Source organism: Mucilaginibacter sp. BGA-UO-ETr-C110, from assembly GCF_059567985.1.
Window position 1 is genome coordinate 4,346,330 of sequence record NZ_JCAQPB010000002.1, and the last position, 25,625, is coordinate 4,371,954.

General features: G+C 42.3%; 22 protein-coding genes. 9 read left to right on the forward strand and 13 right to left on the reverse strand.

Annotation, left to right across the window (positions count from 1 at the left end):
* The first annotated feature begins 147 nt into the window (after nt 1–147).
* Entirely contained in the window at nt 148–2,547 is a 2,400-nt protein-coding gene (locus tag AC57BQ_RS18665) for an ABC transporter permease (protein WP_496407701.1), read from the forward strand.
* Between the two features lie 40 nt (nt 2,548–2,587).
* Here AC57BQ_RS18665 and AC57BQ_RS18670 read toward each other — a convergent pair whose 3' ends face one another.
* A complete protein-coding gene (locus AC57BQ_RS18670; RefSeq protein ID WP_496407702.1) occupies nt 2,588–3,175 on the reverse strand; it encodes an RNA polymerase sigma factor in 588 nt (195 codons plus the stop codon).
* A gap of 285 nt (nt 3,176–3,460) precedes the next feature.
* On the opposite strand from AC57BQ_RS18670, the gene AC57BQ_RS18675 reads away from it, so the two are divergent.
* The gene (locus tag AC57BQ_RS18675; RefSeq protein ID WP_496407703.1) at nt 3,461–4,225 is read left to right on the forward strand and encodes a DeoR/GlpR family DNA-binding transcription regulator; all 765 of its coding nucleotides are present in this window, start codon (nt 3,461–3,463) and stop codon (nt 4,223–4,225) included.
* Nucleotides 4,226–4,232: 7 nt separating this feature from the next.
* Here the strand turns inward: AC57BQ_RS18675 and AC57BQ_RS18680 are convergent, their stop codons facing one another.
* The 11 genes from AC57BQ_RS18680 to AC57BQ_RS18730 all read right to left on the reverse strand — a co-directional run bounded on the left by AC57BQ_RS18680 (nt 4,233) and on the right by AC57BQ_RS18730 (nt 13,278).
* On the reverse strand, nt 4,233–4,964 hold the full coding sequence (locus tag AC57BQ_RS18680; protein ID WP_090472455.1) for an acyl-CoA desaturase: 732 nt from the start codon (nt 4,962–4,964) through the stop codon (nt 4,233–4,235).
* A 213-nt stretch (nt 4,965–5,177) separates the two neighbouring features.
* Nucleotides 5,178–6,122 (reverse strand): polysaccharide deacetylase family protein, encoded by a 945-nt coding sequence (locus AC57BQ_RS18685; RefSeq protein WP_496407704.1) that lies wholly within the window; start codon nt 6,120–6,122, stop codon nt 5,178–5,180.
* Nucleotides 6,123–6,125: 3 nt separating this feature from the next.
* Complete coding sequence (locus AC57BQ_RS18690; protein WP_496407705.1) at nt 6,126–6,524, reverse strand: DoxX family protein; 399 nt, start codon at nt 6,522–6,524, stop codon at nt 6,126–6,128.
* Between the two features lie 156 nt (nt 6,525–6,680).
* The gene (locus AC57BQ_RS18695; RefSeq protein WP_496407706.1) at nt 6,681–6,971 is read right to left on the reverse strand and encodes a hypothetical protein; all 291 of its coding nucleotides are present in this window, start codon (nt 6,969–6,971) and stop codon (nt 6,681–6,683) included.
* Nucleotides 6,972–7,008: 37 nt separating this feature from the next.
* Nucleotides 7,009–7,296 (reverse strand): RNA recognition motif domain-containing protein, encoded by a 288-nt coding sequence (locus tag AC57BQ_RS18700; protein WP_496407707.1) that lies wholly within the window; start codon nt 7,294–7,296, stop codon nt 7,009–7,011.
* Nucleotides 7,297–7,501: 205 nt separating this feature from the next.
* Nucleotides 7,502–8,080, reverse strand: coding sequence for a hypothetical protein (locus AC57BQ_RS18705; RefSeq protein ID WP_496407708.1), 579 nt, complete (start codon nt 8,078–8,080; stop codon nt 7,502–7,504).
* 133 nt (nt 8,081–8,213) lie between these two features.
* Nucleotides 8,214–9,611: an outer membrane beta-barrel protein gene (locus AC57BQ_RS18710; RefSeq protein WP_496407709.1), complete on the reverse strand. Its 1,398-nt coding sequence runs from the start codon at nt 9,609–9,611 to the stop codon at nt 8,214–8,216.
* Between the two features lie 228 nt (nt 9,612–9,839).
* Nucleotides 9,840–11,180 carry a sigma-54-dependent transcriptional regulator gene (locus AC57BQ_RS18715; protein ID WP_496407710.1) on the reverse strand — a complete coding sequence of 447 codons (1,341 nt, stop codon included), beginning with the start codon at nt 11,178–11,180 and terminating at the stop codon, nt 9,840–9,842.
* Nucleotides 11,155–12,333, reverse strand: a complete 1,179-nt coding sequence (locus tag AC57BQ_RS18720) for a M20 family metallo-hydrolase (RefSeq protein ID WP_496407711.1) — start codon at nt 12,331–12,333, stop codon at nt 11,155–11,157. Before AC57BQ_RS18720 ends, AC57BQ_RS18715 begins: the two co-directional genes overlap by 26 nt.
* Before the next feature lie 6 nt (nt 12,334–12,339).
* On the reverse strand, nt 12,340–12,885 hold the full coding sequence (locus AC57BQ_RS18725; protein WP_496407712.1) for a GNAT family N-acetyltransferase: 546 nt from the start codon (nt 12,883–12,885) through the stop codon (nt 12,340–12,342).
* 210 nt (nt 12,886–13,095) lie between these two features.
* A complete protein-coding gene (locus tag AC57BQ_RS18730; protein ID WP_496407713.1) occupies nt 13,096–13,278 on the reverse strand; it encodes a hypothetical protein in 183 nt (60 codons plus the stop codon).
* Nucleotides 13,279–13,578: 300 nt separating this feature from the next.
* On the opposite strand from AC57BQ_RS18730, the gene AC57BQ_RS18735 reads away from it, so the two are divergent.
* Both AC57BQ_RS18735 and AC57BQ_RS18740 read left to right on the forward strand, forming a co-directional pair.
* Nucleotides 13,579–14,391, forward strand: a complete 813-nt coding sequence (locus AC57BQ_RS18735; protein WP_496407714.1) for an SDR family oxidoreductase — start codon at nt 13,579–13,581, stop codon at nt 14,389–14,391.
* 151 nt (nt 14,392–14,542) lie between these two features.
* On the forward strand, nt 14,543–15,448 hold the full coding sequence (locus tag AC57BQ_RS18740) for a helix-turn-helix domain-containing protein (protein WP_496407715.1): 906 nt from the start codon (nt 14,543–14,545) through the stop codon (nt 15,446–15,448).
* A 272-nt stretch (nt 15,449–15,720) separates the two neighbouring features.
* Here the strand turns inward: AC57BQ_RS18740 and AC57BQ_RS18745 are convergent, their stop codons facing one another.
* On the reverse strand, nt 15,721–16,467 hold the full coding sequence (locus tag AC57BQ_RS18745) for a DeoR/GlpR family DNA-binding transcription regulator (RefSeq protein WP_496407716.1): 747 nt from the start codon (nt 16,465–16,467) through the stop codon (nt 15,721–15,723).
* Nucleotides 16,468–16,725: 258 nt separating this feature from the next.
* Between AC57BQ_RS18745 and AC57BQ_RS18750 the strand changes: the two genes are divergently transcribed.
* The 5 genes from AC57BQ_RS18750 to AC57BQ_RS18770 all read left to right on the forward strand — a co-directional run bounded on the left by AC57BQ_RS18750 (nt 16,726) and on the right by AC57BQ_RS18770 (nt 25,460).
* Entirely contained in the window at nt 16,726–19,851 is a 3,126-nt protein-coding gene (locus AC57BQ_RS18750; RefSeq protein ID WP_496407717.1) for a SusC/RagA family TonB-linked outer membrane protein, read from the forward strand.
* Nucleotides 19,852–19,863: 12 nt separating this feature from the next.
* On the forward strand, nt 19,864–21,450 hold the full coding sequence (locus AC57BQ_RS18755; protein ID WP_496407718.1) for a SusD/RagB family nutrient-binding outer membrane lipoprotein: 1,587 nt from the start codon (nt 19,864–19,866) through the stop codon (nt 21,448–21,450).
* Between the two features lie 20 nt (nt 21,451–21,470).
* Nucleotides 21,471–22,415 (forward strand): DUF4397 domain-containing protein, encoded by a 945-nt coding sequence (locus tag AC57BQ_RS18760; protein ID WP_496407719.1) that lies wholly within the window; start codon nt 21,471–21,473, stop codon nt 22,413–22,415.
* A gap of 123 nt (nt 22,416–22,538) precedes the next feature.
* Entirely contained in the window at nt 22,539–23,231 is a 693-nt protein-coding gene (locus AC57BQ_RS18765; RefSeq protein WP_496407720.1) for a DUF2461 domain-containing protein, read from the forward strand.
* A gap of 183 nt (nt 23,232–23,414) precedes the next feature.
* A complete protein-coding gene (locus tag AC57BQ_RS18770) occupies nt 23,415–25,460 on the forward strand; it encodes a CBM96 family carbohydrate-binding protein (protein ID WP_496407721.1) in 2,046 nt (681 codons plus the stop codon).
* Nucleotides 25,461–25,625: the final 165 nt, after the last annotated feature.

Below are 25,625 nucleotides of genomic sequence, written 5' to 3' on the forward strand. Positions count from 1 at the left end.
TCACAACCACCTAATAATAAGATATTTAAAACATGGCATTTTGTTTGAACCCACAATCGTACTTTGAGCTAAATTGAGTTTAGGACTTAGTAAAACCGGCTTCCATTTCCTCTATACTTGATATTATCATTTTTTAATAAAACCTACATGATCAGGAACTATTTAAAAATCGCCAAACGAAATTTGATCAAAAACAAGTTTTCTTCTTTGATCAATATTAGCGGACTCGCAGTTGGTATGGCCGTAGCCATGCTGATCGGGTTATGGATCTGGGATGAAGTATCGTATGATACCAGCTTTAAAAATCAGGATCGCATAGCAAAAGTAATGGAGAATGCTTTGGTTAATAACGAAATAGAAACCGATGGTTCATCAGCGCTGCCATTAGCGCCTGGGCTGCGGAATAATTTCGGGAGTTATTTTAAGCATGTTATTATAACATCGTGGACGAACGATCATCTTTTAACTTATGGCGAAAGGAGCGTGACCCAACAGGGAAACTACATGGAACCGGCCGTTACCGACATGCTATCGTTAAAAATACTGAAAGGTGCCGCCAACAGTTTAAATGATGCTACGTCTATCCTGCTTTCACAATCAACTGCAAAAGCTGTTTTTGGCAATACTGATCCGATGAACAAGATGATCCGGATAGATAAAGAAATAAATGCCAAAGTAACCGGTATTTATGAAGATCTGCCTGTCAACTCCTCATTCGGCAACCTTTTTTTTATAGCTCCATGGCAAATGCTGGCTATACATGAAAAATATGCTACCCGGTTTAATAACCCATGGGGAGCAAGTTGGTTTCAAACCTATGTTCAGCTTGCTGATGGTGCAGATTTAAACCAGGTATCAGTTAAAATTAAAAACCTAAAACTGAATGCGCTTACCAGTACACACAATAACGACGCCCGGTATAGATCCCAGCTTTTTCTTCAACCCATGAGCCGCTGGTATTTGTATGGTGAATTTAAAAATGGAGTTAATACCGGAGGACGTATTCAATACGTATGGATGTTTGGCATAATAGGGGTATTTGTGCTGTTGCTTGCCTGTATCAATTTCATGAACCTGAGTACAGCACGCTCCGAAAAAAGGGCCAAAGAGGTTGGCATCCGCAAAGCCATTGGCTCCGTTCGCAGCCAGTTAATTACCCAGTTCTTTAGTGAATCGCTTTTAATAGCTTTTTTGGCTTTCCTGTTATCATTATTAATAGTTCAATTATGCCTGCCTGAGTTTAATCACCTTGCAGATAAAAAAATAAGCATATTATGGGGCAACCCATTATTCTGGGCGCTGGGCATTATTTTTAGTTTATTCACCGGGTTAATCGCGGGTAGTTACCCAGCATTGTATTTATCCTCATTCCGGCCGGTAAAAGTATTAAAGGGTACTTTTAAAGTAGGTCGTTTGGCTGCTATACCACGCAAAATTTTAGTAGTAGTACAATTTACTGTTTCTGTGGTGTTGATAATAGGTACTATAGTGGTTTTTCAACAGATCCAGTTTGCTAAAAACCGCCCGGTTGGTTATAATCGTAATGATTTAATCAATGTAAACCTGCAAACCGATGATATTAAAAAACAATATCAACCTCTAAAAAATGATTTATTGGCCAGCGGGGCTGTAACTGGTGTATCTGAATCTGAAAATCCGGTAACGGCAGTATACATTAATAATGGTGGCTTTAATTGGAGTGGCAAAGATCCTGGCGTTCAGGAACAATTTGTAAGCATGGCCGTTACCTCCGATTTTGGCAAAACCGTGGGTTGGAAAATTAAAGAAGGACGGGATTTCGACCCTGCCTATTTATCAGATTCTTCGGGATTTATTGTCAATGAAGCAGCGGTAAAGTTTATGGGGCTTAAGCATCCGGTTGGTGAAACCATTGAATGGGTTGGCAACGGGAAGTTTAAAATTATTGGTGTGGTAAAAAATATGGTTAACCGCTCGGTATATGAAACTGCTCAGCAAACCTTTTTCTATTTACCAAGATGGCAGCACTTATCAAACGTTAACATAAAAATCAACCCGCTGATGAGTGCTCATGATGCACTCATCAAAATCACAGCAATTTTCAAGAAGTATGATCCATCAACACCTTTAAACTATCAATTTGTTGACCAGGAATACGCCAAGAAATTTGAGGACGAAGAACGTATAGGCACACTGGCAAGTTGCTTTGCGGGCCTGGCTATATTTATCAGCTGTTTGGGGTTATTTGGTATGGCCTCATTTATGGCCGAGCAACGTGTAAAGGAGATCGGAGTGCGTAAAGTTTTAGGGGCTTCGGTGTTCAACTTGTGGCGTTTGTTATCTACTGATTTTATAAGGCTGGTAATTATCTCCTTATTGATCGCAAGCCCGGTTGCATGGTACCTGATGCACAATTGGTTACAACATTATGATTATCGTTCTACTATATCGGGCTGGGTATTTGTATTAACAGGTTTGGCAGCTGTTATGATCACCTTGCTTACTATAAGCTTCCAATCTATAAAAGCAGCATTAGCTAACCCTGTAAAAAGTTTAAGAAGTGAGTAAAATGCATTTGAGTGCTCTGCGTGTAGAAAACAACACTTTCCTAAAAGTTATGGATTGATAAAACCAAAGCTAAAAAATAGATGAGGTCAGAATATTGCAAATGTGATTTTAAAGTTTTGAGCGCCTCAACCATATGATTTTTTACCGTATTGGGCGATATCTGTAATTGATCAGCTATCTCTTTGTGCGACAAGTGCTCTACCCGGCTTAACCTGAATATCAATTGCTGTTGCTTTGGTAATTTATTAATGATCTTTTCGGTAAACTGTTCCAGTTCATTCACCAGCAGGTCTTCTTCGGTATCGTTATGTATGGTTACTACACGACCGACCAATTTATCGGCAAACTCTCTCGACTGGCAAATTTGCCTTAGCGCATTTAATGATAACCTTTTAGCTATTACATAAATGTACAGCCATATATTTCCTTCCGGGTTCAGTTTTTCCCTGCTCGTCCAGAGGTTTATAAAACATTCCTGAACAATCTCTTCGCTTTGTTCTCTGTCTTTTAAAAACCTGAATGCCAGCCTGTAAACTTTTTCACAGTACATTTCATAGATAGCATCAAATGCAGACTCTTCGCCTGCAATCAATTGCTGAATTTGATTACTGTCAATAACTTTGTGCACTTTACTATTTACGTTTATAATTAATTGGGACCTAAATATAGACAGGAATTTCTGATATTACTATTCACTTTTATATTTAAATACCACTACATTAACACTACCAGAAAAAAAATCATTAAAAACAGTAGCCTAACAATAAGTTAAAGTTAACATGATATACAACAATTGCAAATCATGTTGCACGAAACGGCTATCCCCTTTTTGTTATATCAGTAATCGTATACTTTATTAAACTTTTGATATTCATAATGCGTAATTTGGCCATATAAATTTGATTGATGATTTATGATCAATTTAACAGAACGACACCAGTATATTATCAATAAAATGCAAAAGGAAGGCTATGTTGAAGTAGTTGACCTGTGTAAAGAGTTGAAAGTTTCGTCAGTAACTATCAGGAAGGATCTGAAATATCTGGAAGAAAAACATTTGCTTTTCCGTACGCATGGCGGTGCTACACAAAGTAACCCTTACACTTCTGATAGGCCGGTAAATGAAAAAGAAAAAATAAATTCGACCGAAAAGATGCGCATCGGGGCTGCTGCTGCCGGCCTCATCGGGATCAATGATTCCATTATCCTGGCTTCTGGTACAACTATACAAGCCTTTGCAAAGAGTATACAAGCCAGGGAAGCCCTTACAGTTATCACCTCATCCTTAAATGTAGCTATTGAGCTGATCCATACTCCTGGAGTTGAAGTATTACAACTGGGCGGGATGATCAGAAAAAGTTCATCATCGGTAATGGGCGCTTATGCAGAAAACATTCTGAAAGATTTCTTTTGCAGCATGCTATTTTTGGGTGTGGATGGTATTGATATTGAGTATGGCCTTACTACCACCAATGCCATGGAGGCCCATCTGAATAAACAAATGATGGCCATCTCCAATAAAACTATTGTATTGGCCGATTCAACCAAATTCGGGAAACGCGGTTTTGGTAAAATATGCAATATTGATGAAATAGACCAGATCATTACCGATGATCAGGTATCAGATCATGTGGTTAATACACTGGAAAGTGCCGGCGTTACCGTTACCATTGCTTAGTTTTAGCTTAAAAAGCTTTGCGTAATTTGATGATCCGCATCCAATGCATCAATTTCATTACCGGGTAAACCGGATCTATCTCAAACCACTTTGTACCAAAATTAGCGCTATTCGGGTGCCTGTGATGATTGTTTTGAAATAATTCGCCCAGCATCAGAAAATCAAATGGGGTAGTATTTTTTGACTGATCGTTGTTATCAAAATTAGTATAACCATATTTATGACCGCACCAATTCACAATAGCCCCGTGAAGTGGCCCCATCATAAAATGTATTGGCAAAAGCAAGAACATCCACCAATGGCTGGCGTAAGCAATATAAAAACATGTGTATGCCGCGCCAAACAACAACCTGGAGAGTATGGAAGAACCTATTCTGTCAATTAACGGCCATTCCGGATAATTGCCAGAAAACCTGGCTTCGGGGTCTTTTGTCCGTTTTAAATGATCACGAAATGTTATAATAGTGGCCTTCATCATTTGAAAAATATCTGTAAAGAAATGAGGAGAATGCGGGTCTTTTTCGGTGTCGCTGTAAGCATGATGCTCGCGGTGCATGATAGCATAAGCCCTGGGGTTTAAAAAAGAAGCCCCCTCAAAAAAATAAGCCATTAAATAAAATACCCGTTCGGCAGTTTTACTGGTGGTAAACATACGATGGGCAGCATAACGGTGTTGAAAAAAGGTTTGAAAAAACAAAGACAAAAACCAATGCGCAATAAAAAAAATGAGGATCGTCATAAAATAAACTAATGTGATTTAATCACCGTCAGTTCATCGGCTTTAATGACGAACGCATGGCCTAATGATCGGAAAAAACAGAGAAGGATAATGTAGATTATTCTTTGCGTTCGACGACGAGTATGCTATGTAGCGGAGTGCCGCAAGTTAACATCTTTTAGTGAGCATTATTGCAATAAATGATTTCTAAATTGTTATTATTTCGTTTCGTAATTATTCTCTTATCGTGGTTTTGTCGGCCAGCGCCATACGGGCAATTTCATCTTTGCGTTTAAAGGTAACACCCGGATGCTGTTGAATATACTTGATGATTTCGCTTGCTGCTTTAACCATTTGCGGACTACCGCCAATACGATCATGAAAACTAATTGACATTTGTCTGCGTTTGTATTCAGATTCGGCGTAAAGCTGATCAAATTCCATTTTTACCTGGTTAACAAATTGCTCTGCCGAAAAATTCTTCCCCTCTATCAGCATAATGTCGTTACATCTGAGGGTATACGGCACAACTGCCAGATCTTTATCGTTTACCTTAATAATAAAAGGTTCATCGCGGCTCAGATCATCAATGTGATACACAAACCCTAATTCCTGCAATATTTTCAGCGTGTTTTCGCCCCTTCTTAGCCAGTTGGCATTATAGCCGATAGCATCAAAACCCGTTACTTTTTTTATAGCGTCCACACCATCTTTAATAAATTTCTTCTCTTTATCATAGCTCATGGTGTATTCTGTTGCCCAGCTCATCCCATGTGCCGCAGCTTCATGCCCACGTTGTACTATTTCTTTTGCCAATTGCGGATTCTTCAAAACCGCCGTACCTACCATATGTGAGGTTACTTTAATACCCAACTTATCCCAATTGTCGAGCATCCGGGGAATGCCTTCTTTATAACCATAAGCAAACCAGGTAGCCCCGGGAAGATCAATGAAACCTTTTTGCATATTCTGCGGGAAGGGGCTTTCGGCATTATCCGGTTGTCCACCGGCTTCAAACTGCATGGATACAGAAACTACCAGGCGCGATCCATCGGCCCAGTGTATTTTGGGCTTGATATGTTGTTTAGCTTGTAATAACTTGATTGCACTGCCAGGTTGTACAGCACCTGCTAATCCTAAAATACTGCTCTTTTTAATAAAATCTCTACGGGTATCCATCACTTAGTTTTGTTTAATTAATAATTGATCAATAGCCCAGCTGTTACTACTGATGAATTGCAGCAGCACAATAAAAAAAGCAACATGGATAAGTTGAGATGGCAAGGCCTCCCAGTTTTCAATCATACAGGTTCCAAAAACCAATATGATCATGACCAGGCTGCCAGCAATGAGGGCTGGTTTTGTAAACAAACCTGTAATGAGTAGTAAGCCGATAATAAATTCGGCAATAGGCAATACATAACTAAAAGGGACAACCAGGGCTTGGGGTAGTATGGATTTGGCAAAGCTGCCCACCATCCAATGGCTAAATGTTTGAAGTTTGGGCAGGCGTACCAATCCGTGCCCTAACATGCTGGCGCCAATGGCCAGCCGGAGCAATAAAAAACTATTTGTATTCATAACTATTGTTATTTATGAATACAAAGTTGCTGCACATTAACTCAATATACTTGTAGATATACAGGATTGATCTGTAATTTCAAAGGTATGGGGAACCTTTCACGTCCGTATCCGCAACCCACTACAATACATCGCAGTTAACTGATCAAAAAATGCTCAGACCGATTTCCATATCTTGAACACGTTTTCATACCGGGCATCGGTATCGCGTATAACAACCGATAAATGATCCTGCCGCACCGGAAAATGCTGGTCAATGGTGTAATAGATTTTTTGCAGGAGCTTACCCAACTTTTGTTCAAAATCAGTTTTACTGATACTGATCAACACCTGGTTACCTAAAGCAGCAACTATCCCCTGTTCCCCTATCTCGCTTTTCAGCAAGTGTATTACGTTAAGGGTTAACGTTCTGGCAGCAATTTCTGCCATTGTTATCATTTCGTTCATAATAATAACCCCAATTAAATAAGAAAAGCGTACTTGTTTATCTTAATGAGATGCGCGGGCGTTTGTGTACATGGATTTCTTCGGGTTGCTGATCGGCCAATTTAACCACAATATCACGATCGCCTATGGTGCTGCCATCCAGCTCCTTGATCGCCTGCAAACCTTGGCGGTCATCCTGCATCTCCACAAAACCAAAACCCTTGCTTTTACCTGTTTTGGGTTCTGTTACAATTTTCACGGCTGCAACAGCACCAAATAATTCAAACAATTGTCTGATACCTACGCCTCCTACATAAAATGGGATATTAGCTACAAAAATCTTCATAATTCCTGATTTTTAATGATAAACACTTATTAATCTTCAGTTAATAGGTAACGATCCGGATTTATGAAAAGTTTAAGAAATTTAAAAAAACTACTGATTATGATATAGAAGTTACAAAACAGCCTTAAAAACGAAAAGCCCGGTACAAAACCGGGCCTTTACATGATAGGCGTTAAGAGTTAATTAGAGAACAATTTATTGGGTATTAGGAGTGTTTATGCTCAAAGTACAGGTATTTGATCTCGTATTGATTGTCAGCCTTATCAAACGCCATGAGATCAGCATCACGGTGAAAATAACTTTGAATATTGTAACGAAACTCAGTCCGGGTTGGAAAGCTTTTATCCATATTTTCTATAGTTAAACTTAAAACCGGATTTGCGGTGCTGACACTGTAAAAATACCTTTCAACGGGTGCATATCCTTTACCTTGTTGGGTTAATTGCTGACTGCTGTAAAGCATAAAACCGGCTGTATCCAGTATCTTATAGGTTTGATTTTGGTAGAACCTGAAATCCTGGTTATTTTGGCGGTATCCAAATATTTCAGTTTTAGATAGCTTTATTTTTTTACCCTGGTAAATCAGCGCTACATGCTTTCCATTTAAAAATCCGTTCAGTTGAAGTTTATCATTTTTATCCAGAACGTAACTTAATTTACCTGATTTGTAATCCTGTTCATTAAGATATATACCGGTGGCGTTTTTTGTACTTTGTGCTTGTGAACGTATACCTTGTATACAGATCATCATCACTACGATGAGCACTTTGATTGATGTTTTCATTTTTTATATTATTTAATGATACTATAAACTAATAGTATTTCTTTAAGAAGCCGGGCTGCAACTCCCGGCTCCAACCTTACTAAACTTACCCCGACACTTGAGCATAAGTTATTGCAGGTTTTGTAGTATTTTATTAAAACCTTACTAATAACGCCCCTATAAACCTTGTTTCGGATGGTACCAGATCGGGTGTAAAATCTGTTGGTACGGGGGTGGTATTGTATCCGTCGGGAGAGGTTACGCCACCGTGACCGGCAAAGTAAGGCACACTGGCATGGCGATGTACCACCTCCAGGCGGAAGGTCAGGTAATCATTTGGCATCAAGTCAATCGTGGTTGAATAATCATAGCCATGAAACTGGTCGCCGGGATTAGCCGTAAAAGGATGCGAACCGACTGCTCCTGTGTTGATAGCAGGTATGGGGTTGGCATCGCCTGTTGGATATAACACCAGGTAGCGACCCGGGTTATTGATCACACCACCGCCAACTGTCCAACCCAAATGACCTTTGGCCATTACCATACGGTGATAGATCATACCGCTGGCAAAATATTGGGCCGGCCCTTTAACCGGGTCTGAGTGGAAGCCATTTACGCCATCGCCCTTTTCAAAACCGATGTCGCCGGTGATGGAGAATGCAGCGCTGTTAACAAAGCTGCCTTTATCCTGACTTTTAAAATACCTTACCTCAATACTGTTATCGGAGTGGAAACGCTTTCTTCCGGGTTTATCCTGCGTGTCGGCACCATAATAGGTGTTGGTCAGAGCCTGAAACCACTCAACAGGGCGCCATAAAATTTGACCGCCTATACCTGGCTGGCTATTAAACATGCCATATGATTGCCAGCCATTGATCAGCCATGGTTCAATTTTCAGCTTATCACTTACAAATATCTGCACACGGATACCGTTAAAAAACCAGGGAGTATTATCAGAAGTGAATGATGGCTGGTAGGCCCAATTTTCGGCATTGTAATAAGAGAACAAACCTACGTATGACATGAATATACCCGCGTCAACGTTGATGCCATGCAACACATTAAAGTGATAACCCGCATTAGCCTCGCTTAAATAACGATAGGCTGTTGCAAGGTCAAACTGGCCGCGTGTTACGCTAAAGTCGTTACGCGGAACAACGGTAGCGCGCGTACCAAACTGCGTAAGCACACTTGCACGAACATTATCATAGTGAAAATCGCCACCGAAGGCAACGGTTGAAATTTCAAATTCATGATCACGAGCCAACGCGGTTGAACCAACTACGGTATGATCAATAGGATTATTATTTGATGCGGTGTAATTAAAATCGAGCAGGAAACGGCCAGTAAAGTATTTGGTATCCAACAGGGCCTTATGCCTGCGGTCGTTACCGTTAAGCCAGGTAAAATCGCCAAAAGCAAATGGCTCGGCTTTGGCTTTTACAGTATCCTTAACCATGGTACTATCCTTTTTTAAGGTAGTTGCATGATCCTGGGAATAAGCAGTAGTTAATGTTATGCCTAATACAAGTGACAATAGAAGTTTTTTCATTTTGAATATGGATATTATTTGTTTTTATAGTGGGCTAAAGCTTTGTTTTATTGCTCTGCCATAACTACGTTAGTACTATTTGCGGCTTAGTAGCCAATAGGTATACCAGACTGGCAACCTTGATGCATATTATTTGATTATCAGCAACTTATTTTTAATTCTATTTTTTGAATGTTGCTTTTTAAAAGAAAACCATCTCACTTTACTAAGATGGTTTTCTCATTTTGATTAGTTCATGAGTATTTGGTATTCTTCAATTTTGCGGTAAAGTGTGGCCAGGCCGATACCAAGTATCCTGGCAGCCTCGGTTTTATTACCCTTGGTGTATTTTAATATACGCCTGATGTGGTGTCTCTCCACACTGTGCAGATCAAGCGCAACCAGATCATAGTAACCTCCGTTATGAAATTCATAAGGTAAAAGCTTTGGAGTAAGCAAGGGTTCATCCATCAGGATAACCACTCTTTCTATCACATTTTTAAGCTCCCTGATATTCCCGTTCCATTTGTGCTGGTTCAATAATTTAAAAAAGGTTGCATCCACATCTGGCATTTTCTTTTTAACCTTAGCGGAGTAAATTTTAATAAAATGCCGGGCCAATACTTCTATATCCCCTATCCGTTCGCGCAGAGGAGGCAACACTATAGAAAACCCGGATAGGCGGTAAAACAGGTCAAGCCGAAAATGCCCCTCCTCCGATTCCTTTTGCAGATCGCGGTTGGTAGCAGCAATCAGCCGTACATTTATTTTGGTGGTTTTGGTTTCGCCAATTTTAATAAAAGTACCATTTTCCAATACGCGCAATAATTTAGCTTGCAGATCATGACTCATTTCTCCTAATTCATCTAAAAAAATTGTTCCGCCGCTGGCCTCTTCGAATAAGCCTTTTTTATCTTTAACAGCTCCCGTAAAGGCCCCTGCTTTATAACCAAACAGCTCACTTTCCAATAATTCTTTACTAAAAGCGCTGCAGTTAACCGCCACAAAGGGTTTATCTTTTCTTAAGCTTTCGTAATGTATAGCCTCGGCAAATACTTCTTTACCCGTACCTGTTTCTCCGAGCAATAAAACAGTGGCATCCGTTTTTGCTACTTTCCTGGCCAGTTCAACAGCTTCCAAAATAGCGGGCGATCGCCCTAAAACAATAGGGAAGCCATGCTGTGCTTCTACCTCATCCTGCAGCTCACTTACCTGGTATTGTAAGTTGGCCTTTTGTATAGCTTTGCTTACCATGGGTATGATCTTATCATTATCATCGCCCTTGGTGAGGTAATCAAAGGCCCCATTCTTGATCGCTAAGACCCCATCGCTAATGGATCCGAAAGCGGTAAGATTGATCACTTCTATATAAGGCTTCATCTGTTTGATCTTACTTACCAGATCCACCCCATTGGCGTCGGGTAACTTCACATCGCTCAGCACAACCATAATATCCTCACGCTCAACGACGCGCATGCCTGTTTTGGCATTCGCCGCCTGTACTACATGATACCCTTCCAGGGTTAGTATACGGGCCAGTAATTCGCTGAGCTTAACCTCGTCATCAATTATTAATATGTTTGATTTCATTTCTGTACTTGTTTGGATTGTTGATCAACATCAGCGGCAGGGTTTCCAATAGCCTGACGTAGGTGTTGATCCCTTTTTTGATCTCTTCGAGGTAAATAAACTCATCGGAAGAGTGAGACCTGGCAGAATCGCCCGGGCCTATTTTTACTGATGGAATAGTTAACCATGCCTGATCTGAGGTGGTTGGTGAACTGTAGGTTTTGCATCCTATAGCAATACCGGCCCGCACAATGGGATGATCAACCGGAACTGAAGATGCCCCCAATGACCCTGGGCGTACCGTGATCTGGCAGGATACATTCTTTTTGATGGTATCCAGGATCTCCTGCTGGGTGTAGGTATCATCATTACGGATATCAACCGTAAACTCACATAAAGCAGGTACAATATTATGCTGTAAACCCGATTTGATGATGGTGATGGTCATTTTTACCGGTGGTAACCCGCTAAACTGTTGCGGAAACTGGTAATTTCTGAACCAATCCACGTCTTTCAGGCTTTTGTGAATAGCATTATCACCTTCTTCCCTTGCGGCGTGACCCGAGCGGCCGTTGCTGATGCAATCGATCACCAGGTTTCCCTTTTCGGCAACCGCCATTTGCAATAAAGTGGGCTCACCTACTATGGCCAGTTCCAGTTTACCCAGTAAGGGCAGTACCGATTTAATTCCATTTTGACCGGAATTTTCTTCTTCGGCAGTTGCCGCCAGGCAGAGGTTAAAACCCAGGCCCTGGTAACAATAAAAATGCAGAAAAGTGGCAATGAGCGATACCAGGCAGCCTCCGGCATCGTTGCTACCCAAGCCATATAGTTTTCCTAATGTTATTTCAGGGCAAAATGGATCATTGGTATAGCCCTCGTTGGGCCTAACGGTATCTAAATGGGAATTGAGCAGGATGGTAGGTTTAGTGCTGTCATAGTATTTATTATAGCACCAAACGTTATTACCTTTTCTTTTTACTTTGATGGAATAGCCTGCCAGATATCGCTGTACAATATCGGCGACCGCACCTTCATTGCCACTAAATGAAGGTGTTTTAATTAATTGTTGCAGCAAACTTACCGACTCACTAAAAAGCTGTGCGTTCATAGGCAGGCCTGTCCATAACGGAGAAACATCTGCCCGCTCATTCAAATCTTTTATCATAACCATAAATAATTAGTTTAACTGTGGATCAAACAACATGGCGGTGCACAAGCAATTGCACCTGTTTTTACTTTGCAGCACATCGTAGTTAATACAACTTTTACAAGCGTCCCAAAACCTGGGTTCCTGCGCAACCTCGGTATAGGTTACGGGCTCAAAACCCAGTTTGGTATTCATTTTCATAATGGCCAAACCCGAGGTGATACTGAACACCTTTGCAGATGGGTACTTGGTTCGGGATAGTTCAAATATTTGTGTTTTAATTTGGGAGGCTACACCCTGGTTACGGTGTTTGGGGGATACGATAAGGCCGCTGTTTGAGACAAACTTTTCATTGTCCCAGGTTTCTATATAGGAGAAACCAACCCATTCGCCGTTTTCGGTGATGGCAACTATCGCTTTGCCCTCATCAATTTTTTCTATGACAGAGGCCGCTGATCTTTTGGATATTCCGGAGCCTCTTGCTATTGCGGAACTTTCCATTTCATGAATAATCTGGTCGGCAAAGACCACGTCAGACGGAATGGCTGACCTTATAATAATTCGTTCATCTTCCATTTCTTTTTTTAGTTTATTTCAGTTACAAGCATGGATTGTTTTTATAACTGTATATACCCTATTGCCAAAAGAATGCCCATTACATGGGCTGAAGCGTATTTGTGTGTTTAGCTCATTTAAACGCTGATTTTATTTTACAACCCTATGCCAGGGCACAAAAAAAGCCTATCAAAATGAAAGGCTTTTTTTTCAATTTAAGCAGTTTTGAGATCATTGTACAGGATGGTGGTGTATAGTGGCACCGGTGTAATGTTCCAGGTAACCATCTTCATTTACTGCAAATTTGCTTGTTCCGGTAGTGTATGTTGATTTTTTTCTTTTGGGGCCAGCTAAGGGAATAATGATAATCGCCAATAAGGCCACTATTTTTAGTAGGATATAAATTGATGCCATGATATAAATATTTGATTATTAATAAATCAGGGCACACAAACCAATAACATGCCATAAAATGTTTGTTGCCACAAATCGGGCTTAAAACGGGATAGAGCAATAAAATAATCGTATTAAAAAAAACAGGGAAGAATTTTAACTATCATTTTGGAAGGGAAGTATTATCAAAATGATACATCACCATATAAAATTTATCGATCTGGATTCCCATCCCCGAAATGTATAAGTGATGAGTAGAAAAGTATAAATGAGCCAGCGCCTTTCGCCCCACCTTTGCTTCAGCAATTAAATATAAAAGCAATGAAAAAGACAGTATTAATAACCGGCGCTTCATCAGGTTTTGGAAAAGAGGCCGTTAAATTATTTCATAAAAACAACTGGAACGTGATAGCTACCATGCGTTCGCCAGAAAAAGAAACCGAACTATCGGCACTTGACCAGGTTTTGTTAACCAGGTTAGATGTAACCGACAAAGCCAGCATACAAAACGCCGTAAAAGCCGGCATCGAAAAGTTTGGTACAATTGATGTATTGGTGAACAACGCGGGCTATGGTTCATTTGGCGCGTTAGAAGCCGCTACCGAAGCCGAGATCAAACGACAGTTCGACGTTAATTTCTTTGGGCTGATCGAAGTAACACAAGCCTTAATACCGGTTATGCGTCAACAAAGATCGGGTGTTATCATCAACGTTTCTTCTATAGGCGGCAAGGTTACCTTCCCATTCTCGTCACTTTACCATGCTACTAAATTCGCGGTGGAAGGTTTAACAGAATCTATACAATACGAACTCAACCCACTGGGCATCCACTTAAAAATTGTTGAACCCGGCGGCTATAAAACCGAGTTCGCAGGTCGTTCGATATCCATCTACGGCGTTGGCGAATCAGGCGATTACCAGGCTCCCTTTGATAAATTTATCAGCGCGGTAGAGCAATGGCCGATGTCTGAAAATATTGGTGAAGTGGCCGATGCTATTTATGAGGCAGCCACCGATGGTACCGAAAAATTGCGTTACCCTGTAGGTCATGATGCCGGGCCAATAATTGAGGCAAGGCACCAGATGGATGATGTGGATTTCAAAAAAATGATAGTAGGCCAAATGGGCATTTAGTAGGGAGCAAAGATTTTTGGAGCAAGGATAAAGGATATAAGGAGCAAAGACTAAGGAAAAAAGAAAGTCCTTGCTCCTTATTCCAAAAATCCTTATTCCTAACCAGGCCAGCCTTCCTTTTTTATAGTAACTTTATCTTATCAATAAAAAAATGCCCGATAAATACATTGACCTCAAATCCATCAGCGATCTGCACAGGATGGTACAATACGCCCCACCCAGGCATCCCCTGGTGAGTGTGATTGACCATTGCGACTTTTATAAAAGCTATCGTCCTAAAGCAGATGTGTTTTATCGCTTTGGGTTTTATATTATTTCGTGTAAAAAGTTCGACGGGTTATTAAAATACGGCAAGGGGCATTATGATTTTAATGAAGGCTCCCTGATGTTTACCGCTCCCGACCAGGTTATTGGCCCCGGGCCCGATGTTGAAGTAGAGGAAGGCTGGGCATTGTTCATCCATCCCGACCTGATTCATGGTACAGACCTGGGCAAGAAAATACATCAGTATTCGTTTTTTAATTACGAGATAAACGAGGCCTTGCACATCTCGGAGGAAGAAAAACTGGTCATTAAAGATTGTGTGGCGAAGATTGAAAAGGAGTACGCGCAAAACATCGACAAGCATTCGCAGGGCCTTATTGTGAGCAATATTGAATTGCTGTTAAATTACTGCAACCGCTTTTATGACCGCCAGTTTTACACCCGGGCCAAAGTTAATTCGGATGTGGTACAGCAGTTTGAGAAATTATTAAAAGATTATTTTTCGCAAAACAACCTCATAGAAACCGGTCTGCCAAACGTGGGTTATTTTGCATCCAGGCTCAACCTGTCGCCCAATTATCTGTCTGATCTGCTGGGTAAATTCACCGGTAAAACCACACAGGAGCATATCCACCTGGAACTGATAGATAAAGCAAAAACCATGCTGTGGGGTACCAATCAATCCATCAGCGAAATTGCCTACGGATTGGGCTTTGAGCACCCATCGCACTTTACCAAGATCTTTAAAACAAAGACGGGTAAATCGCCCAGTGAATACCGGTTGATGAATTAAGGTTGAACAGACAAACCATTGTACTAAAAAAGTGGGTTTACATGGTTTACACTTTTTATGGTTTACAAATATGCAATTATCTTAAAATCAATTACTTAATATATTTATATCCTAAAAAAACGGTTTACAGTGTAAACCATAAATATATGGAATTTTCCCACAGTCGCTCAGCCTCTGGCCGCAGTTGAAAAACAGATAACGCTGTACTTGCAGGCCTCTGGCCTGCGGATAATCGTCACTCGGCTGGAGCCTCGCGATTGCAGAGCTGATGATCAATAAAGCTGTATCCCCTTTTCCCTATAATCATCCAATACCGGATTATCCGGATCAAGATCGGTGATCAGGTAATCAACCTTCGCCAGCGGGCAAACGTTCATTCGTTGTACGGAGTTTAATTTCTCAGATATACACATGATCACCAGGCGGTTCGAGGCATTGATCATCGCCTTTTTCAGATGGACGATATTCAGATCGGAATCCGTTACACCATCGGCTATCGAAATACCATTGGTGCCTAAAAAGCAAATATCGAATTTGATCTCATGCAGATAATTCACTACCTGCGAACCCACGCAAACCTGCGAATCTTTGGAAAACTCACCGCCAATCAATATCACCGTAACCAGGGGATGATCGGCCAGTTGCAGCGCCACCAGCGGACTGATGGTAAACACCGTAACCGCCAGGTTTTGGGGCAGGGCCTGCATCATTTCCAATACGGTGGTACCGCCGCCGGTTAACACCATCATGCCGCTTTTAATAAGACCAATAGCTTTACGGGCAATGGCCTTTTTGGCATCAACCGCATAAATATCGGTATGTTGAAAAGGGTAGTGGAATGATTTGGACAGGGCGCCGCCATGCACTTTAACAATCTGCCGGGAATCGTCCAACTCCATCAAATCGCGCCGTATGGTGTCTTCGGATACATTCAATGCGGTTGCCAGATCGGCCGATAATACTTTGTTGTGCAGGTTTATTTGTTTGATGATAAATGCGTGGCGTTCCTTTTTAAGCATATACAAATGTAGTTTTTTGTAACAATCCTGAATCAGGTGTATTTATAGCGCTATAAACATGCGGTTATTTGCAACTTATAAAATAAAATCAGATAAATAGCGCATAATTAAAAATAAATTATGCATATATTTAGCACAGACTTTATTACTATGCGGTTTTATGCAGGATTCACCGCCTGGTACCGGCAAAAATGATCTTAACGGTTTTTGCCCGGGAATTTGCAACTAACAAACACTATATAATTAACCCATTTAAGTATGAAAAAAAGTTTACTCTTTTTTTTCCTGGTATTATGTTGTTGTGCCCTAAAAACCATGGCGCAAGTGCAAAGCATTACCGGAAAAATCACCTCGGCGGATGATGGAAGTCCATTACCCGGGGTATCCGTAAAAATTAAAGGAACCAACACCGGTACCCAGTCCGATTCAAAAGGCTCCTATGCCATCAGTGCAAGTCCCGGCCAGGTTATCGTCTATTCTTTTATAGGGATGAAAGCCCAGGAAAGAACCGTTGGTACGGTCACCGTGGTGAACATAGCGCTCCAGTCGGATGCCACCATGTTAAAGGAAGTGCCTATTACTGTAGGTTTTGGTGTAAAGGCTGACAAGCGTTATTCTACCTCGCCGGTACAAACTGTTAAGGGCGAAGCCATTCAGCAAACCCAGCGCGAAAACTTTATCAATGCCCTACAGGGTCGTGTGGCCGGCGCTACGGTTACCAGTACCAGCGGTAACCCGGGAGCATCATCGTCCATTGTATTACGTGGTTTAAACTCCATCGGCGGTTCAAACAGCCCCCTGTTTGTTGTTGATGGTATCCGGGTAAGCAATGATGCGGTTGACCAAAGCTCGCTGGCATCAAATGGCGATAACCGACGCGAGGATTTTACCAACCGTATCGCGGATATCAATCCAGACGATATCGAAACGGTTACCGTATTAAAAGGCGCGGACGCGGCAGCGGTATACGGATCATCGGCTTCGGGTGGTGCCATTGTGATCACTACCCGGAAAGGCCACGCAGGCCCGGGTACCGTTACTTATGATAATGACTTTGGCTTTGCTACCGCCTATCGTTTCCCTAAAATTCAAACGGTTTATGGTGTGGGTCAAAACGGCAGCAGCAGCGGTGTTGTACGCACGCTGTTCGGTCCGGCCTATGCGCCAGGCACGCAAACCTATAATAACCTGCAGGATATTATGCAAACCGGCCACACCGTTATTAATAACCTGGCTTTTGAAGGTGGTAACGAGATCACTACTTACCGGCTTTCAGCCTCTATCCGGAACACTACGGGTGTACTGCCGGTAGCTTATAACGATAAGATTTCGCTGCGTTTTTCGGGCACGTCAAAAATCTCCTCCAAATTAACCAGTAGCGCTTCGTTCAACTATTTTAATATCGATAACCGTAAACTGAACAAAGGCAACTCCGGTACTTATATCGATGCGCTGGCATGGCCCACCAATGATGATGTGCGCAATTACCTGAATCCCGATGGTACCCGCAGACTGATATTACCGGCAAGCGGATCAAATATTACATCGGATGCCACGGTTGATTTTGATAATCCAATTTGGGATGCCCATAACAACATCAGCCGTGATAAAACCAACCGAATGATAGGTAATATCGACCTATCTTTTGATGCTACTTCCTGGCTTAATTTCAGGGCTCTGGCCGGTGTTGATTATGCCGCCACGGCAGGTAATAACTTTGTGAGCCAGTACAGCTCATCGTATCAGAACTCGCCGCTAAACAGCTTCGCGGCCACCAGCGGTATTGCTACCGGAGGTATCATTGACAATTATAACGATGGCAACCTGCAAATCAACGGTTCATTCTTCGCTACCGGTAAAAAACAGTTTGGCGATTTTAAAACCACACTGGCGGTTGGCGCCGAAGCCATTTCCAACTCGGATGAGGTGAATGGTTACTACGGCGAAAAATTCATCCAGCCCGATTTTAACAACATCAACAATACTACACCAACCACACAGCGCTCATCGGACTATGTAAAAAAAGTGCGTTACCTTTCCGGTATCGCCAGGCTGGGTTTAGTGTATAAAGAAATATTAACCCTGAATGCTACTGCGCGTGAGGAATATTCGTCCAAACTGTCCGGCACACAACAGGATCATTATTTTTATCCATCGGTAGGTCTTGGTTTTATATTTACCGAACTGCCGGGCTTAAAGGATAACCCCATATTATCATTCGGTAAAATAAGGGCATCCTATGCCGAAGTAGGTAAAGACCCTGCTGCTCCATACAAAATACGGTCGACCTTATTACAACAAACCACTACAGGCGGCGGCTTTGCTTATGATGTTACCGGCAACAACCCCAACCTCAGGCCCGAGCGTGACAAAGAGCTTGACCTGGGTGCCGAGTTTCAATTTTTTAACGGTCGTTTAGGTGCCGATATCAGCTATTATGAGGTAAAGGCAACCAACCAGATCTTTAACCCCCGCATCAGCTATGCATCGGGATATATACTGGAATACCTTAATGGTGGCGAAGTAAAAAACCACGGTTTTGAAGTATCCTTAACCGGCGCGCCTGTTAAATCAAAAAACTTTAACTGGGATATATTATTAAACTTCACCGCGGCCCGCGGCAAAGTAGTGAGCCTGGGTGGTTTGCCGGAGTATTATAATTCCGATACCTGGATCTACTCCAACGTGCGTTCGAGTATCTTCCCGGGCAGCAGTACCACCAATATCGCGGCTTACGGTTATGCCCGCAACAAAGCCGGCCAGGTCCTGATCGACCCCACCAGCGGCATACCTATCAGCAACGTAACCTTTGGCGTAGCAGGCGACAGGCAGCCAAAATTCAGTATAGGCCTGGGTAACCATTTTACATTTAAAGATCTTGACTTGAATTTCCTGTTCGATATACGTAAAGGCGGGGATGTATTTAACGGTAACGAGCTTTTCATGACCCGTTATGGCTTAAGCGTTCGTACGCTGAACCGCATGACCCCAATTATTGTACCGGGCGTGTTGAAAGATGGCAACGAGAACTCAGCTAACCCTACCGTTAACAACATCCAGGTTACACCCAACACCCAGAATAACTATTATGCCAATGCCATTGATGCCGATTTTATTGAGCACAATATCAACTGGGTAAGGTTAAAGGATATTACGTTAAGCTACCGGTTACCACAATCATTATTAAAACGTCAGAGCGTATTTAAATCGGCCAGTGTGTTTGTAACCGCTACCGATGTGTTTATGATCACTAATTATTCCGGGGCAGATCCTGACGTAAACGGCACCAACTCCTCCACTTTAGGAACAGGCGCTGCCGGCTTTGATTATGGTACCGTACCTACGCCGAGGGTAATTTCTTTAGGTTTAAAAGTGAAGTTATAAAAAGAAGACAACATGAAAAGTTTTAAATATTCCTTACTTACAATGCTTGCGCTGTTTTCGGCAAGCAGTTGTAAAAAATATATAGATGTAAATACCAACCCCAACGCACCGGTCACGGCTGATGCATCGGCCCTGTTGCCGCCAATTCAGGCAGGTATGGCCCGCGGTGTTTGGTACGATAGCCGTTATATAGGCCAGTATGCCCAGGTATGGGGATCGGCCACGGCCAACAATGTTTGGGACGAAGAAGGCTATTTGCCCGCGTCTGACTCCAATGGCGAGATGTGGCGCACGGTTTATTTTAGCCTGGGGCAAAACATCACCCTTTTATGGCAGGATGCTATCCCCAAAAAGAAATGGGACTATGTGGCCGTAGGCTACGCGCTGCGGGCCTGGGGTTTCCAGACCGGCGGCGATCTGTATGACCACATGATCGTAAAAGAAGCCTTTGACCCTACACGCCTTACCTTTGATTATGATGACGGTTCTGTTGTTTATGCCGAAGTGGTAAAGGATTGCCAGCTGGCCTTAAATTACATGAACCTGGCTATTAAAACCGATAACCAGACCATATCGCCTACGCTGGCTAAAGGCGATTATATGTATTATGGCGACCGCAGCAAATGGATCAAATTTATTTATGCTATACTGGCCCAGAACGCGCTGCATCTAAGCAACAAAGCCTCATTTAATGCCGATAACGTAAAGAAATATGCCGACAGCTCGTTCGTGAGCAACGCGGATAATGCCAGTGTGGAATGTAAAGGTTCACAATCTGGTGATTCCAATTTCTGGGGACCATCAAGGGGTAATATCGGCCCGTACAAACAATCAGACTTTATAGTTCGCTTGCTGGATGGTCGTATCTTTACCGGTTCTACCACACAGGATACTACTTTAGATCCTCGTATAAAACAATTGATATCGCAAAGCAAGGATAAAGTATACCGCGGCGTTATAGGCACCAATGGTGATCCTAATGCCTCAGATGCCACTACCCTTATACCTTATTTGTTTGGGAATGGCGTAACCAGTTATCCAACTGCAACACCTAATGCCCAGCGATACATTTATAATGATAACTCACGTGGCGTATTAATGACTTATGGCGAAGTACAATTCTTTAAAGCCGAGGCCTTATTTAAAAAAGGCGACCTAAGTGGTGCTTATGCCGCCTATATCAATGGGGTAAATGCCAGTTTGGATTTTGTAAGTAATCCGCCTCAGGCCGCATCACTTACCGGCACCCAAAGGTTTATATCTGCCGCCGCCATAGCTGCTTATATGAGTGGGCCATGTGTTAAGCAAAGCGCCGCTGACCTAACCCTGGCCGATATCATGCAGCAAAAATTCATCTCGCTGTTTGTATGGGGATCACTGGAAGCCTGGGCCGATGAGCGTCGTTATAATTACGATACCAATATTTTCCAGGGCTTTAGTAAACCGGGCACGCTTTATCCGGACAACGGGGGCAAGCAGGTTTATGTGGTACGACCGCGCTATAACTCAGAGTATATCTGGAACGTACCAGCCCTCAAGAGTTTTGGCGCCCTTGACCCGGACTATCATACTAAAAAGCCATGGTTTATTTTACCTTAATTATTTCAAAAAAAGACATTATGAAAAGGAACTTTTATATCATTACATGCCTGTTTTTGATCATGATCACAGGTTGTAAAAAAAATACCATCACCCAGATATCTCAACCGGCAACGGGTGCACAACTGAGGTTTATACAAGCTATCCCCGGCCTGCCTGCTGTTGATGAGTATGTGAACGAAAAAAAGATAAGTCCGCAGCAAAACGTGGGGTTAACCGATAATTTAAAACCCACGTCGATCATCACGGGTATCACTTATCCGGCGGCTTTTAACACCGCTACGCAATTTGGCGGTCTTTATCCGGGCGGTACATCGGTTAATTATGCGTTGGTGGCCTCGGGCAATGCAACCATTAAAATTGCAACTTCGACCCCGGTACCGGCATTGGTGAGCCCTCAAACCGCAGCACCCAACACAACCGTTGTGAGCCTAACCTCATCGCTTGCCGAACGGGGTACTTATTCCTTGTTTACCATTGGCTATCCGGATAAACCAGGTTCCATATTTGTGGAGGATAAGTTCCCTACCGCCGATATGACCAAGATCTACGTGCGGTTTGGCAATTTTATACCCAACAGTCCAGCACTTGATGTAACAGGCGTTTACACAGCCGCAGGTGCTACCACGGCCACTACATTAACACCCTTTACCAGCATTACAGCAAATACATTAACCGATTTTTTACCTATAGATGCTAATGCAGTGGGCACTACCGGGTACACCTTCCAGCTGTACCTGGCAGGTACAAGTACCAAGGTTGGTGCTGTTACCAAAGCTATCAACATGGCGCCGGGCAGGTACTATACCATTATGGCTAACGGTTTGTATGCCGATTACGTGGTTGGCACAACCGGCATTACTTTAAAAGCCACTGCAAGGCCAACCAAACCAACTGATCCTAACAGCCTGTTACCTGAAATATATTTTAACCCGCCGGGCATCAGTTATTTCACCACCAAATAAGCTTACAGGTTTATCAAAAGCCCCGAATATTTCGGGGCTTTTTTGTTATTGGGATGACACGGCTTTTTTTAACCCTGGTATATTTGCATCGGGTTCCTTAATTTTCAGATGCCTTAATATCCTATGAAACAACTACCGCAGATACCGCAATCGAGCTTTGATTTTTTAAACGCGTTGAAACTGAACAACAACCGGGAGTGGTTCAACCTGCATAAAGCCGACTTTGAAAAAGAGCAAGGCCATCTGCAGATTTTTGCCGAGGCCTTGTTGCAGAAAATGAACACCCATGATCTGATAGAAACCGTTTCCGGCAAAAAGAGCCTTTACCGCATTTACAGAGATACCCGCTTTTCCACCGATAAAACTCCTTACAAAATACACTGGTCGGGTAGTTTTAAACGTGCTACTAAATATCGCAGGGGAGGATATTACTTTCATATTGAGCCGGGTAACAGCTTTGTTGGCGGTGGTTTCTGGGGGCCAAACCCGCAGGACCTGAAACTGATCAGGGAAGATATAGCCTTTGATGCCACCCCGCTCAGAAAGATATTGAATGACCCTACATTTATTTCGGCATTTGAAACGCTGGAGGGTGAGCAGTTAAAAACAACGCCCAAAGGCTTTGATGCTGCTCATGAAGCCATTGATCTGTTACGTTATAAACAATTCGTGCTGAGGAAACGCTTTACAGATGCCGAGGTTTTAGACCCGCATTTTGTGGATCAGGTAAATGATACATTTAAAAACATGCGCCCCTTTCTGGATTACATGAGCGAAGTTCTTTCTACCGATGTGAACGGATCGGTGCTTGAATAATTCAGCCGGATATCGTCCTTATCTCCCTTCTTTAAATCGATAATTCACAAGAATTTATCGCTTTTATAATATTGCCCCTATTACTTCAGGATTTTACCCCTTGTTTTTTCTCAAAGCATCGAGCTTTGTTATGATCAGTGCCCCTCACTGCTCGCAACCGATTATTTAACCAAAACCATCAAAATGAGAAAAGCATTCATCTTATTGCCTGTATTGGCAATTGCACTATTTGCATCCTGCAACAAATCTATCAACCGGGTACCTACCGACACCGGCGCGTCAAAAACCCCGGTAAAGAATACCCACTCAACCGGAACAACTTATTATGTAGACCCGGCGGGTAACGACAGTAACAATGGGCAAAGCACAGCCACCGCATGGCAAAGCATCAGCAAAGTAAATACCCAAACCTTTTTACCCGGCGACCAGATCCTGTTTAAAGCCGGTGGTACCTGGGCCGGGCAGCTTTTGCCAAAAGGATCGGGCAGTTCCGGCAGCCCTATTGTTATTGATATGTATGGTGCAGGTAACAAACCCGTAATTAATGGGTCGGGTGCCGATACAACCGGGGCAGTTAAATTAATCGGTCAATCTTATTGGCAAATAAAAAATTTAGAAGTTACCAACAAGCAGGCAGCTGGTGGTACATCCAGGTTATATGGCATTCATATTAAGACTGCTACTTCTACCGCTTTTACCAATGTACAAATTTTGAATTGTTTTGTGCATGATGTCAACTCTTATACCACTGAATCTAATACGACCCTATTTAACAAAGGAACAGGGGGAATAATAGTTGGGGGGAATAATAGCGAGGTACTCATAAAAGGTTGTCACGTAAAAGATGTAACTGTAGAGGGTATCAGGAATACGGGTGGAACCTGTTCTCACATCGTAATTGACAGTAATTTGATAGAGAATGTTTATGGCGATGGCATTGTATTAAACGGCGTCAATACCAATTCGGCTATTACCAGGAACATTGGCCGGAATTTATGCTATAATACCAATACCTACAACTATGCAGGTATGTGGACCTCCAACAGCGTGGGCACCTTAGTGGCACACAACGAAATATCTGGCATCACAGGTGGTGGTGCAAATGATGGTGAGCCTTTTGACGCAGACCTGGGCGTTAACGGCGACATTTTTGAATATAATTATACGCACGATAACAAAAGGGGCTTTATGCTATTTATGCACGGCATTAGCAATGTAATAGTACGTTATAATATTAGTGTAAATGATGTAGGAGACGGAAATAGATTATTTTTCTACGACCCCGGAAGTCATACGAATATTAAAATTTACAACAACACGTTTTATATAACCGGTAATGTTGCACAATTATTTTATAACGATTTTAATAACACGAGTAATACTACCGAATTCAGTAACAACATTGTTTATTGCACAGGTACAGTAGCCAAATTTTCACAAAACGGCACAAGTGCTAATTGCCTTTTCCGCAACAACTGTTTTTATCCGCAATCCATGACGTCTGTTAACGGTCCGGCAACGGGAACAATGTCGGGGAGCGTGTATTCAGATCCCAAATTTGTAAGTGCTATTTCCGGTACTACCACCAACTTTAATCTGCAATCAACTTCACCTTGTATTAACATGGGAACAGTTATGGGGAGCAATGGAGGTATTGATTTTTATGGCACTGCTTTACCTGCCGGAGCGCCGGATATAGGTTTTTACCAGCACATCTCCACAGGAACAACAAGCACTTTGAATGCCACCGCCGATGCTTACGTGAGGGATGGCAGTTACGCTACTACCAACTATGGCACTTTAACTTATACCGTGGTGAAATCAGATGCTGTGGGTTACGCCCGGAAAGCCTATGAGAAATTTGATCTTAGTGCAATACCCGCATCAAGCGTGCAAGCAGCTACATTGAGCTTATATGTTAACGGTGTCAATACAGCCCCTACCCGTACCATCTCGGTATATACCACACAAACCGAAAACTGGGGCGAAACATCCATCAATTGGAATAATGCCCCAACAGATACTACTTATGTTGGACAAATAGTGGTTACCGGCGTAGGTACTTATACCCTGAATGTTAGCAATGCCATCAACGCACAGTTGGCGAAGTCAGATCATATTGTCTCCTTCTTATTGAAAAACAACGGTGCCAATAGCTCAACCAATGATATAACCCTTAACAGCCGGGAAGCATCCAGTAATCAACCTTCATTAACGGTTACCTATTGACGAAAAGTGGGTTTACATGGTTTACACTTTTTTGGGTTTACATAAATATATATAATTGATAATCAAATAATTATATTATTTTTATAAGATAATACGATGAATTTATGTTAACCCACTTTCGTTCCTTCAAGGCCTCCTGAAAGGACATCATAACACATATTAAAA

Coding starts and splice junctions, on each gene's coding strand:
- AC57BQ_RS18715 (WP_496407710.1), bottom strand. CDS start 11,180: ATGAAATCAAACATATTAATAATTGATGACGAGGTTAAGCTCAGCGAA.
- AC57BQ_RS18705 (WP_496407708.1), bottom strand. CDS start 8,080: ATGAAAACATCAATCAAAGTGCTCATCGTAGTGATGATGATCTGTATA.
- AC57BQ_RS18720 (WP_496407711.1), bottom strand. CDS start 12,333: ATGGTTATGATAAAAGATTTGAATGAGCGGGCAGATGTTTCTCCGTTA.
- AC57BQ_RS18700 (WP_496407707.1), bottom strand. CDS start 7,296: ATGAAGATTTTTGTAGCTAATATCCCATTTTATGTAGGAGGCGTAGGT.
- AC57BQ_RS18680 (WP_090472455.1), bottom strand. CDS start 4,964: ATGACGATCCTCATTTTTTTTATTGCGCATTGGTTTTTGTCTTTGTTT.
- AC57BQ_RS18710 (WP_496407709.1), bottom strand. CDS start 9,611: ATGAAAAAACTTCTATTGTCACTTGTATTAGGCATAACATTAACTACT.
- AC57BQ_RS18695 (WP_496407706.1), bottom strand. CDS start 6,971: ATGAACGAAATGATAACAATGGCAGAAATTGCTGCCAGAACGTTAACC.
- AC57BQ_RS18750 (WP_496407717.1), top strand. CDS start 16,726: ATGAAAAAAAGTTTACTCTTTTTTTTCCTGGTATTATGTTGTTGTGCC.
- AC57BQ_RS18675 (WP_496407703.1), top strand. CDS start 3,461: ATGATCAATTTAACAGAACGACACCAGTATATTATCAATAAAATGCAA.
- AC57BQ_RS18765 (WP_496407720.1), top strand. CDS start 22,539: ATGAAACAACTACCGCAGATACCGCAATCGAGCTTTGATTTTTTAAAC.
- AC57BQ_RS18755 (WP_496407718.1), top strand. CDS start 19,864: ATGAAAAGTTTTAAATATTCCTTACTTACAATGCTTGCGCTGTTTTCG.
- AC57BQ_RS18745 (WP_496407716.1), bottom strand. CDS start 16,467: ATGCTTAAAAAGGAACGCCACGCATTTATCATCAAACAAATAAACCTG.
- AC57BQ_RS18740 (WP_496407715.1), top strand. CDS start 14,543: ATGCCCGATAAATACATTGACCTCAAATCCATCAGCGATCTGCACAGG.
- AC57BQ_RS18735 (WP_496407714.1), top strand. CDS start 13,579: ATGAAAAAGACAGTATTAATAACCGGCGCTTCATCAGGTTTTGGAAAA.
- AC57BQ_RS18760 (WP_496407719.1), top strand. CDS start 21,471: ATGAAAAGGAACTTTTATATCATTACATGCCTGTTTTTGATCATGATC.
- AC57BQ_RS18730 (WP_496407713.1), bottom strand. CDS start 13,278: ATGGCATCAATTTATATCCTACTAAAAATAGTGGCCTTATTGGCGATT.
- AC57BQ_RS18690 (WP_496407705.1), bottom strand. CDS start 6,524: ATGAATACAAATAGTTTTTTATTGCTCCGGCTGGCCATTGGCGCCAGC.
- AC57BQ_RS18665 (WP_496407701.1), top strand. CDS start 148: ATGATCAGGAACTATTTAAAAATCGCCAAACGAAATTTGATCAAAAAC.
- AC57BQ_RS18725 (WP_496407712.1), bottom strand. CDS start 12,885: ATGGAAGATGAACGAATTATTATAAGGTCAGCCATTCCGTCTGACGTG.
- AC57BQ_RS18685 (WP_496407704.1), bottom strand. CDS start 6,122: ATGGATACCCGTAGAGATTTTATTAAAAAGAGCAGTATTTTAGGATTA.
- AC57BQ_RS18770 (WP_496407721.1), top strand. CDS start 23,415: ATGAGAAAAGCATTCATCTTATTGCCTGTATTGGCAATTGCACTATTT.